This is a genomic window from Streptomyces apocyni (genome assembly GCF_009739465.1).
GTDB classification, from domain to species: Bacteria; Actinomycetota; Actinomycetes; order Streptomycetales; family Streptomycetaceae; genus Streptomyces; species Streptomyces apocyni.
Window position 1 is genome coordinate 208,021 of record NZ_WHOM01000044.1, and the last position, 10,841, is coordinate 218,861.

Below are 10,841 nucleotides of genomic sequence, written 5' to 3' on the forward strand. Positions count from 1 at the left end.
GACGTCATCCGGCGTCGGGGGGCTGGGTGGCGAACCGCGGCGGTGTGTAGAGGTGTTCCCCGACGCGCTTCACCAGCCGGGCCATCTCGTACGCGATCAGCCCGATGTCGGCGCTGGCGACGGTCAGTACGGCGAGGCAGGAGCCGTCGCCCGCGGCGGCGACGAACAGGAAGCCGTCGTCCAGCTCGACCATCGTCTGGCGCACGCCCCCGGCGCCGAAGTGGCGCCCGGCGCCCTTGGCCAGGCTGTGGAAGCCCGAGGCGACGGCGGCCAGGTGCTCGGCGTCCTCGCGGCGCAGCGCGCTGGAGGCGCCGACCGCGAGCCCGTCGTTGGAGAGCACCACGGCGTGGCGTACCTCGGCGACGCGCAGTACCAGGTCGTCAAGGAGCCAGTCGAGTTCCCCGGAACGGTGGGCGTTGCCGACGCTCGGATTCTTGATCACGCGTGGTCTCCTTCGTTGCTGTCACGGCCCGGCAGGGTCCCTGGGGCGCCCGAGGGGCGGCCTCCGCCACGCGCCCACCCGGCGCGATAGGCGGCCATCTGGTCTCTGACCTGTTCGGGGGTACGCTCCACCGCGTCCGGTGCGTGGTCGGGGGGCTGGTCGGCGGGGCGCTCGGCGCGCAGTTGGGGTGCCAGGTGGGTCTGGCGTACCCGGCGCGGGAGTTCGCTGTCGCTGTGGCTGTCGCCGTCGTCGGCCACGGTGCCTAGGGGAGCCTCGCCTGCCTGGTCGGCGGCGTTCCCGGCGATGGCCTCGTGGGAGCGGGTGTGCGGCCTGAGGGGGGTGACTCCGGGTGGTACGGCCGTGGGCTCGTCGGACGAGGCGCGTGCCGGGCTGAGGGCCGGTGGGGGCGCGGAATCGCTGTGCGTACGGCTGGCGTTGGCTGGACCACCAAACGCCAGGCCAGCGTGTGCTTGGCCGCCATGTGCTTGGCCACCGTGTACGGGACCTTCGTGTACGGGGCCTCCGTGTACGGGGCCTTCGTGCGCCGGACCACTGCGCGGGGGGCCACCGTGCACGGGGCCGCTTCCGCCCGCCCGTGGGGCGCCCGCCGCGGCCAGCCGCGCGTGCTGCCGTGGGGCGGCCGCCTCCAGCCGCTCCCGCGCGGCTGCGGGGCCCTCGGTCACAGCCCCCTGCAGCAACGCGGTGGGCAGCAGGACGACCACGGTCGTGCCGCCGTACGGTGAGGTGCGCAGATGGACCTTGACGTTGTGCCGCGCGGCCAGCCTGCTGACGACGAACAGGCCGAGGCGGTCGCTGTCGAAGAGGTCCAGGGTCTCGGACTGCTCGATCCGCCGGTTGGCCTCGGCGAGCCGCTCCTTGCCCATCCCGAGGCCGCGGTCCTCGACCTCCAGGGCGTAGCCGTTGCCGACCGGCTCTCCGGAAACCCGCACCTTGGTGTGCGGCGGCGAGAACTGGGCTGCGTTCTCCACGAGTTCGGCGAGCAGATGGGTGAGGTCGGCGACGGCAGCACCGGTGACGGCGGCCTCGGGGAGCTGGCGTACCTCCACGCGCGCGTAGTCCTCGACCTCGGAGACCGCGGCACGTACGACGTCGGTCAGGGAGACCGGCAACCGCCAGGCGCGACCGGGCGCGGCCCCGGAGAGGATGATCAGGCTCTCAGCGTGGCGCCGCATCCGGGTCGTGAGGTGGTCAAGCCGGAAGAGGTCGCTGAGTTCGTTCGGGTCGTCGGACCTGCGTTCCATGGAGTCGAGCAGGTTGAGCTGGCGGTGGACCAGGACCTGGCTGCGCCGGGCGAGGTTGACGAAGACCCCGGAGATGCCGCTGGCGAGTTCGGCGCGCTCGACCGCCGCGTGCAGGGCCGCGCGGTGCACGGTGCCGAGCGCTTCGGAGACCTGGCCCGTCTCGTCGTCGGCGCGTGGACCGGGTGGGGCCTCGGCCTGGATGTCGAGCTCTTCGCCCGCCCGCAACCGGCGCATGGCCTGCGGGAGTTTGTGCCTGGCGATTTCCAGGGCGCTGTTGCGCAGGCTGATCAGTTCGACGACCAGGGCGCGTCCGATGCGTACGGAGATCACCAGCGAGGCCGCGACGGAGAGCAGTCCGAGGAGGACCGCGGCACCCGCCAAGGTCAGCACCCCGCGGGTCAGGGGGTCGGCCCGGTCCGCCGCTCCGCGCGCGGCGTCGGCCTCGATCGCGCGCAGCTCGTCCCGTACGGTCGGGTACGCCTTGTCCCAGCCGCCGCCTTTGAACACGTCGGCGCCCTTGCTCGTGGACGACGCGGCGAGGACCTTGTCCTCCAGGGTGCGCACAGCCCGGTAGGCGCGGGACCGCTCCAGGTCCCGCCAGGCAGTCCGGTCGGGGCCACGCAGGTCCTGTACGGCCGCCTCGGTCATGGTCCGCCGGGCCTCGGCGGTGCCGATGAACCTGTGCAGCCGTTCGCCGTCGATGGGGTCGCCCGGCCTGGCGGTGGCCAGCAGGGCGTCCTGGCGCGCGAGGAGTTCACCGGCGCGGGAGAACTCGAGCAGCACGCGCGTGTCGGAGCCCAGTTCGGCGTCCTGGATGCCGGTGAGGGCGCCGCCGACGCCGAAGGCCGTCTGGATGGCCTTGGTGTACTGGCTGTAGGTCTCGTCCCAGCCGGTGCCACGGTCCAGCACACTGGCGCGCAAAGGCTCCAGCCGCTGGACCCCCGAGACGAAGGACTCGAGCCTGCCCGCCACACCCGCCGGGAGGTCGCCGCTGTCGGCGACGGTGTGCTTCTGGCCGAGGCGGAGTTCGTCCACAGCACGGTCGGTGCCCTGGGCCAGCTTCTTCAGTTCCTCGGCACGGCTCTTCAGGGTCTGGCCGCTGGCCTTGTCCGGATCGGCGGCGTAGCGCACGGCGGCGGCGCGCTCGGCCTGGAGCGCGGCGACCGCTTCGGCGATGGGGGCGCGTACCTGCTCGTCGACCCGCCGCAACTCCCGTAGCCGCGACACGTCCTGGGCGGTGTTCACGGTGGCGAAGCCCCACAGGCCCAACAGCGAGACGACGGGCACCATCAGCAAGGAGACGATCTTGGCGCGTACGGTCCGGGGGCGCAGCCGCCACCGCTGGCCGGGCGTACCCGCCGGGGGCCGCGGGGGTGTCTCCGTTTCGGGCTGTTCTTCGGCGGCCGGGCCCGCGTGGGCGCGGCGGCCGCGTGTCGGTGGCGTGGGTGACATGGGTTCCGTCGGTTCCATCCGGTCTCGAAACGGGTTCGGGGCGTAGCGGGTCGCGTGGCGGGAGACGGGTGGCGGGGAGCGCGAGGCGCGTGGCTGGAGGCGGGTGGCGCCGCTAACGGACGGCGCTCGCGGTCGGCCGCTGTGCGGAGGCGGAGGCCTCGCGTTCCCCCGCCGTGGGCGAGAGCGCGACAAAAGCCGAGGTCAGGAAGAGGTAGGAGCCGAGGCCGACGGCGAGGGGGAAGATGAACTGCATCGCCGTGGCCCCGGCCAGGGCCGCGCTGGAGGGCTCGACCCGCACACTCACCGCGATCATTCCGGTGTAGTGCATGCTGCTCACCGCGCAGCCCATGACGAGCGAGGCGATGCCGACCGCGACGGGTGACTTGATGTTCAGGGCCGCCCAGAGTGCCGCGGTCGCGGCGACTACGGCGATCACCACCGAGAGGCCGACCAGTACGGGGTCGTACGTCACGTGGCCGTGCAGCCGCAGGGCCGCCATGCCCAGGTAGTGCATGCTCGCGACGCCGAGCCCGGTGGTGAGTCCGCCAAGTACCAGTGCGCGGTTGCGGCCCGCGCCGTAGCCGACGGCGAAGACGCCACCGCCGACGACCAGCATCGCGACGAGCAGGCTCAGCAGGGTGAGCGGTACGTCGTAGCGGATGTCCGTGCCGCTGACGCCGAAGCCGAGCATGGCCACGAAGTGCATGGTCCAGATGCCGGTGCCGATCGCGGAGGCCGCGGTGATCAGCCAGTTACGGCGTGACCTTCCGGTGGCGGCGAGTGCGCGCACTGTGCAGCGCAGCCCGAGAGCGGCGCCGATGCACGCCATGACGTACGACAGTGCGGGTGTCAGCCAGCCGAAGGCGGCGTGGTCCAGGTGTCCCATGGCCCCAGGACGCTAGTCCTGTCAGGGGCGCACAACAGGGGCGCATTTCGAAAGCTGTCGAGATATGACAGGGATATGTTTCTGAACGACCGCCTCAAGGTCGAACGTGCGCACCCAGACGGGTGTGCGGCCGATCGCACCCACGACCGGGAGCCCTCGCTCCGGATGCGGAACGTGCGGAACACGCGGAACACGCGGATGCGGAATCATGAGACGTATGAGCAACGACCACGCAGATGTTGAGGAGTTCTTCGCGGCGCGGGCGGCCGACTGGGACACCCGCTTCCCCGACGACGGGCCCGCGTACGAGGCCGGAGTCGCCGAACTCGGGCTGCGGCCCGGTGACGCCGTACTCGACGCGGGCTGCGGCACTGGGCGGGCGCTGCCCGCGCTGCGCCGGGCGGTGGGTCCCGCCGGTGTGGTCATCGGCGCCGACCTGACTCCCGCCATGCTGGCAGCGGCAGTACGGGCCGGGCGCGAGGCCGCCGGACAACTGCTGCTCGCCGATGTGGCCCGGCTGCCGCTGCGCGACCGGTCGCTGGACGCCGTCTTCGGCGCCGGGCTCGTCTCGCACCTTCCAGAACCAGCGGAGAACTTGCGGGAATTGGCCCGGGTGGTACGCCCCGGCGGGCGCCTCGCGCTCTTCCACCCCATCGGCCGGGCCGCCCTCGCCGCCCGGCAGGGACGCGAGGTCACACCGGGCGATCTGCGCGCCGAGGCCAACCTCCGCCCGCTGCTGACCTCTTCCGGCTGGCGGATGACGCAGTACGTCGACGAGGACACCCGCTTCCTGGCACTGGCGGTACGTCAGGACTGACCGGAGCCCACAGCCCGAAGCGCCCCGGGGTCGGGGCGCGTCGGGGCACACTGGGCGGAACGACCGAGCCGATCGCACCGGGGGCAGGTGGTCCGAGTGTTCAGCAGACTGCGCAGGCTGTTCAGGCCGGACGGGAGGGCTCCGGGGCAGTCGGCCCCGGGGTCCGAGCGGAAAGCCCCCAGCGGCCGGAAGGCACCACCCAACCTGTTCGACGCGGCAGCCGCGTACGTCTCGGCCTGCGCGGAGGACGATCGGGACCGGATGGACGAGGCGGCGGGCTGGGTCTCGCCCGAGGCACTGTCCTTCGGCGTCAGCGAGCTGGCGTGCCGGGCAGTCATCGCCCTCGCGCGGGAGCACGACGAGTCGCCGCGGACCGTCGCGCGAAGCCTCCTCGGCCTGCCCGCCGCGTGACGTCGGTGGTCGGCGCCGGGTCGGGGTGTACGAGCGCCTCCGACGCGGGGGTCCCGGTGGCGGCGGCGAACTCCAGGCGTTCGCGGACCTCGCGCGGTGTGCGCGGACGGTATCCAGGGCCACCGCAGCAACCCTGCCGGAAGTGGACACCGGCGTGCAGTACGGCGGTCAGCGCGCGCCAAGCCGCCGTGTCACGGCGCGGCGGCACCGCGAGCGCGGAGCCCGCGTTAATCAGCGCACCGCCACACCGGGGGCAGACATCGCCCCGCACGCGCGCGTAGTCGGGCGCCCTCTTGAAGTCGGCGCGACAGGGTGTGCAGATGAAATGGTGCCGGGACCGGGACATGCCGGGCAGCGTACGTGTGGGCCGGGGCGTGGGACGAGCGAGTTTCCCGGGCCTCACGTACACAGTCACGGTCACCGCCGACGGGCCTGACTCCGGGCGCCCCAGGCGGAGCAGGCGAGGGCGGGCGCTCGAGCCGCTCGGTTTCCCGAGCTGCTCGGCGCCCTCGGCCACATGGGCGTACACCCTCGCTGAGCCGCCCGTCGGATCGGTCAGGCGGAGGTCAGTGCCCTATCTCCTTGCGGGAGACGCGGCGCAGCCTGCGCCGCTGGGACGGGTCAAGCGTCATATAAGCGGCCGCGGGCACCCCGAGCACGATCAGCAGCACGGCCCAGAAGGGCAGCCAGATCCACAGGATGAGCCCGACCGCCACGCCGCCTACGGCGATCTTCGCGGTATTCGACATGTGCGTCGCCTCCTTCGCGGCTGCTGCCGCTCTCTGTTGATGAGAACGGCCTCGTGCCCGCCGTAGTTCCAGTGTGGACCCCTGACGCAACCCTGACATGGCCCCCTACTCAACCCTGAGAGGGTCACCCGCCGTCGCGCACACCCCGGCACACCTCCACTCACCCCTCGAGGAGAAGTGGCTGGGGTCACACCTCCAGCGGGACCATTTGCCTCCTCGCTGATGTACCCTCGGCCACTCCGGAAAGAGTAGTCAAATTTGAGGAATGCGCATTCCTGTGCCTATGCCCTCCCCCGCAACGCCCGCTGAGATCCACGAACTCGCCCGATGCTCCGTGACGTTCCTGCCCACCGACCCGGCACGCGCCAGCCGGGTCGCCTTCTGGTCCCCCGACGGACAGCAACCACCGATCACCTCGGCGGGCACGGCCGACGAGCTGACCGTCGCGCTGCCGGGCGCCACCGGGGTCGCCCCCGTCCGGGTGCCCGCGCTGCTGCTGGAGACGGGGACCGCGCTCCCCGTACTCACCCGCGCGCGGACCGTGCCCGGGGCGCATCCGGCCGCTGTCTTCTGGGGTGCGGCCGGGCTGCTCGCCCTGGAGTTCACGGCGCGTGGGCTGCTGCTGCCCGGCGTGTCCGCGACCGAGTACGACGCCTGGCGCGCCGGGCCACTCGGCACCGACGAGCTGGGGCGGCTGCGGGAGCTGGCCGCCGCGATGCCGCCCACCGCGCACGCCGTACCTCTGCCAAGAACGGACCCACCGCGCCTGGCGGAGCCCGAGACGCTCCTGCGCGCCTTCCTCGACGCGGTCGCCGACACCTTGCCCCGCTCCCCCGCCGCGCCCCTGGCCACCGGCCACCCCGCGTTCGCGGCGGCGGCGCGTCAGCACATCCCCGACCAGCGTGCCTGGGCCGCGGATGTGGCGGCCGGACATGACGCGGGCGTACGGGTCTCGCTGCGCGTCGAGGTGCTGGGGCTGACGGCAGACGCGACCGACGACGTGACCGTCGACGTGACCGGGCCGAGCTTCCGCGTCGTACCGCAGCTGCACAGCGTCAGTGACCCGGCATTGGTCGCCGACGCCGCCGAGATATGGGCGCGGTCCGGCGCGGCCTCCCTGGCGTTCGGCCCGCGCGGCAAGCTGGACGCGCTGCTCGCCCTGCGCCGGGCGGCCCGCGCCTGGGCGCCCCTGGCGCCGCTGCTGTCGGCCGCCGTACCCGACGCGATCGAGCTGGCCGACGAGGAGGTCACCGAGCTGCTGGGGGCGGCGGCCCGGGCGCTCGCCGGGGCTGGCGTCGAGGTGCACTGGCCCCGGGAGATGGCCCGCGAGCTCACCGCGCGCGCCGCCATCGGACCGCCCGACGACGTGCCGGTCCCGGCCTCGGGCCTAGTCTCAGGTCCGGACCTGAGTCCGGACTCGTACGCGGGCGGTGACGAGCCCATCAGAGCGGCCTCCGGAACCCCGTCCTTCCTGTCCGCCGACGCCCTGCTCGCCTTCAACTGGCGGTTCGCACTGGGTGGCCAGCAGCTCACACGCGCCGAACTCGACCAACTGGCCGAGGCCACCCGACCCGTGGTGCGGCTGCGCGACCAATGGGTGCTCATCGACCCCGACGAAGCCCAGCGCGCGCGTGCCCGTCAGGATCACAAGGTGACGCCGGTCGACGCGCTCAGCGCCGTACTGACCGGTTCCACCGAGGTCGACGGGCGACGCGTCGAGGTGACGCCCACCGGCTGGCTGGCCACGCTGCGCCAGCGGCTCACGCAGCCGGAGGCCGACCCGCCCCTCGCGCAACCGGAGGCGCTCGCCGCCACGTTGCGCGACTACCAGCTGCGCGGCCTCGGCTGGCTGGCCACGATGACCTCGCTCGGCCTCGGCGGCTGCCTCGCGGACGACATGGGGCTCGGCAAGACCATCACCCTGATCGCCCTGCACCTGCACCGGCAGACCGACCCCGCGTCCGCGGGCCCCACCTTGGTGGTCTGCCCCACGTCGCTGATGGGCAACTGGCAGCGCGAGATCGAGAAGTTCGCACCCGGCACACCCGTCCGCCGCTTCCACGGTGCCTCGCGCGGCCTGAACGACCTGGCGGACGGCGAGTTCGTGCTCACCACCTACGGCACCATGCGGCTCGACGCCCGGCAACTGGCCCAGGTCTCCTGGGGGATGGTGGTCGCGGACGAGGCCCAGCACGTCAAGAACCCGTACTCGGCCACCGCCAAGGAGCTGCGGACAATCGGCGCCCACGCGCGCGTGGCGCTCACCGGCACCCCCGTGGAGAACAACCTCTCCGAGCTGTGGGCGATCCTCGACTGGACCACGCCCGGACTGCTCGGCCGCCTCGGCACCTTCCGCTCCCGCTACGCCAACGCCGTGGAGAGCGGCACGGACCCGGCGGCCGCCGAACGGCTCGGCAAGCTGGTGCGCCCGTTCCTGCTGCGGCGGCGCAAATCAGACCCGGGTATCGCCCCCGAACTGCCACCCAAGACCGAGACCGACCGTGCCGTCTCGCTCACCGTCGAGCAGACGGGCCTGTACGAAGCCCTGGTGCGCGAGACGATGGCCGCGATCGCCGCCGCCGACGGCATGGAACGGCGCGGCCTGATCGTCAAACTACTCACCGGGCTCAAGCAGATCTGTAACCACCCGGCGCAGTTCCTCAAGGAGGAACGGCCCCGGATCTCCGGCCGCTCCGGCAAGCTGGAGCTGCTGGACGAGCTCCTGGACACGATCCTCGCCGAGGACGCGAGCGTGCTCGTCTTCACGCAGTACGTGCGGCTGGCGCGGCTCGTCGAACGGCATCTGGCAGCGCGTGGCGTACCCACGCAGTTCCTGCACGGCGGCACGCCCGTCCACGCACGCGAGACGATGGTGCGGCGCTTCCAGGACGGCGAAGTCCCGGTCTTCCTGCTGTCCTTGAAGGCCGCGGGTACGGGGCTCAACCTGACCCGCGCCGAGCATGTCGTGCACTACGACCGGTGGTGGAACCCCGCCGTCGAGGCGCAGGCCACCGACCGCGCGTACCGCATCGGGCAGAACCGTCCCGTGCAGGTGCACCGGCTGATCGCCGAGGGCACGATCGAGGACCGCATCGCCGAGATGCTGGAACGCAAGCAGGGGCTGGCGGACGCCGTGCTCGGCTCCGGCGAGGCCGCACTGACCGAACTCACCGACGCGGAACTGGCCGACCTGGTCGAGCTGCGAGGAGGCGCCCGATGAGCGATGCGTACAGGGATCCGTACAGCGATGCGTATGACGATCATGAGACCGACGACGCCCCCGGTGGCGAGCGCACCTTCGCCGCGCTGCCCCCAGCCCATGGTCGCGGCTTCGCGACCTCCTGGTGGGGACAGGCATGGCTGAGGGCGCTGGAGGATACGGCGCTGGACACCCAGCAGGTGAAGTCAGGGCGCAGGCTGGCGCGATCCGGAGCGGTCGGCGCCGTCTCGGTGCGCCCAGGCCGAATCACCTCGGTCGTCCGGGACCGTGCCCGCGAAACGCACCGCGCCGATGTGCTGCTGCAGCGGCTCAGCGAGGACGCGTGGGACCGCTTTCTGGACATGGCCGTCGAGCGCGCCGGGCATATCGCGGCGCTGCTCGACCGCGAGATGCCGCCCCATCTGGTCGAGGACGCCGCGGCCGCGGGCGTCGACCTCCTGCCGGGGATCGGTGACCTGGAGCCGGAATGCGACTGTGGCGCGTGGGACCACTGCGGGCATACGGCGGCACTCTGCTACCAGTTGGCGCGGCTGCTCGACCAGGACCCGTTCGTGCTGCTGTTGTTGCGTGGGCGTGGGGAGCGGGAGCTCCTGGACGAGTTGCAGGCGCGCAGCGTCGCACGGGCGGCGCCCGATGACGTCGGGGCCGACGCGGCGCCGCCGCCGAGGGCTCCGGAGGGTGTGTCCGCGCGGGAGGCGTACGCGATGGGGGGCATCCTGCCGCCGCTGCCCGCTCCCCCGGTGCTGCCCGAGGCGCCGGGCGCTCCGCCCACACTGGACACCGAGGCGGAGCCCGCGCCGGGCATCGACGTTGCGGCCCTGGAGTTCCTGGCCGCCCGGGCGGCGGCGACGGCGCACCAGATGCTGGCCGAAGCGCTGGCACCCGACCACGCGCGGCAGCCGGTCGACGCCGCGCTGACTCCGGAGCAGGACGCGGTCCGGCTGGCTGGGGCTGGGGGCGGACCCGGGGACGGGGACGGAGTCGGGGCGGACGTGGGGATCACGGCGCGGCTCGCGACCGGCTCCGGTCGGGACCGCGAGGGGCTCGCGCTCGCCGTACGGGCCTGGGAGTTCGGCGGTGCGGCAGCCCTGTCCGTACTCGAAGAGGAGTGGACCCCCCGGGAGGACGCCCTGGCACGCGCGCGTGCCGCACTGGACGCGGCGTGGGACGAGGACGAGCGTCCCCAGCTGCGTGCCGCGCGCAACCGCTGGACGGTTGTCGACGCACAGGCCCAGCTACGGCACGGCCGGGACGGCCGCTGGTGGCCCTACCGCAAGGAACGGGGCCGCTGGGCCCCGGCGGGCCCCGCCACGCACGACCCGGCTACGGCGCTGGCGGTGGCTACGGGCCGGGAGTGACGGGCGGGAGCCCGAGCGCGGAACGAAGAGCCCCTCGGACCGTGATTCCGCTCCGCGCCCGTGCCCCCGAAGCCCCGAAGTGACAGATGGAGCATCACGGGTGGGGCCATGGCAGGTCGCCAACGAGCCGGGGCCGAGCCGCCTGCAGCGCGCCGCACACCGCGGCGGGGCGGCGGGGCGGCGGGGCGGCGGGGCGGCGGGGCGCAACGCCGACCGCGACCTCGACGCGGTGTACGCCCTGTTC

8 protein-coding genes are annotated in these 10,841 nt (G+C 73.1%); 4 read left to right on the forward strand and 4 right to left on the reverse strand.

Going from position 1 to position 10,841, the window contains the following annotated elements; all coding sequences use genetic code 11:
- Window positions 1-4 precede the first annotated feature (4 nt).
- From GCN81_RS10030 to GCN81_RS10040, 3 genes are all read right to left on the reverse strand, one after another.
- Window positions 5-442, reverse strand: coding sequence for a roadblock/LC7 domain-containing protein (locus tag GCN81_RS10030; RefSeq protein ID WP_156723822.1), 438 nt, complete (start codon window positions 440-442; stop codon window positions 5-7).
- Window positions 439-3,156 (reverse strand): sensor histidine kinase, encoded by a 2,718-nt coding sequence (locus tag GCN81_RS10035; protein ID WP_231626586.1) that lies wholly within the window; start codon window positions 3,154-3,156, stop codon window positions 439-441. Before GCN81_RS10035 ends, GCN81_RS10030 begins: the two co-directional genes overlap by 4 nt.
- Before the next feature lie 112 nt (window positions 3,157-3,268).
- A complete protein-coding gene (locus GCN81_RS10040; protein ID WP_156723826.1) occupies window positions 3,269-4,042 on the reverse strand; it encodes an MHYT domain-containing protein in 774 nt (257 codons plus the stop codon).
- 217 nt (window positions 4,043-4,259) lie between these two features.
- On the opposite strand from GCN81_RS10040, the gene GCN81_RS10045 reads away from it, so the two are divergent.
- Together GCN81_RS10045 and GCN81_RS10050 are read left to right on the forward strand one after the other, a co-directional pair.
- Window positions 4,260-4,859, forward strand: coding sequence for a class I SAM-dependent methyltransferase (locus GCN81_RS10045; RefSeq protein ID WP_156723828.1), 600 nt, complete (start codon window positions 4,260-4,262; stop codon window positions 4,857-4,859).
- Between the two features lie 87 nt (window positions 4,860-4,946).
- Window positions 4,947-5,270, forward strand: coding sequence for a hypothetical protein (locus GCN81_RS10050; protein WP_156723830.1), 324 nt, complete (start codon window positions 4,947-4,949; stop codon window positions 5,268-5,270).
- A gap of 566 nt (window positions 5,271-5,836) precedes the next feature.
- Here the strand turns inward: GCN81_RS10050 and GCN81_RS10055 are convergent.
- Window positions 5,837-6,019 carry a hypothetical protein gene (locus GCN81_RS10055; protein ID WP_156723832.1) on the reverse strand — a complete coding sequence of 61 codons (183 nt, stop codon included), beginning with the start codon at window positions 6,017-6,019 and terminating at the stop codon, window positions 5,837-5,839.
- Window positions 6,020-6,302: 283 nt separating this feature from the next.
- Between GCN81_RS10055 and GCN81_RS10060 the strand changes: the two genes are divergently transcribed.
- Complete coding sequence (locus GCN81_RS10060; protein ID WP_156723834.1) at window positions 6,303-9,239, forward strand: DEAD/DEAH box helicase; 2,937 nt, start codon at window positions 6,303-6,305, stop codon at window positions 9,237-9,239.
- Window positions 9,236-10,597, forward strand: coding sequence for an SWIM zinc finger family protein (locus tag GCN81_RS10065; protein ID WP_197287552.1), 1,362 nt, complete (start codon window positions 9,236-9,238; stop codon window positions 10,595-10,597). Before GCN81_RS10060 ends, GCN81_RS10065 begins: the two co-directional genes overlap by 4 nt.
- The last annotated feature ends 244 nt before the right edge of the window (window positions 10,598-10,841 follow it).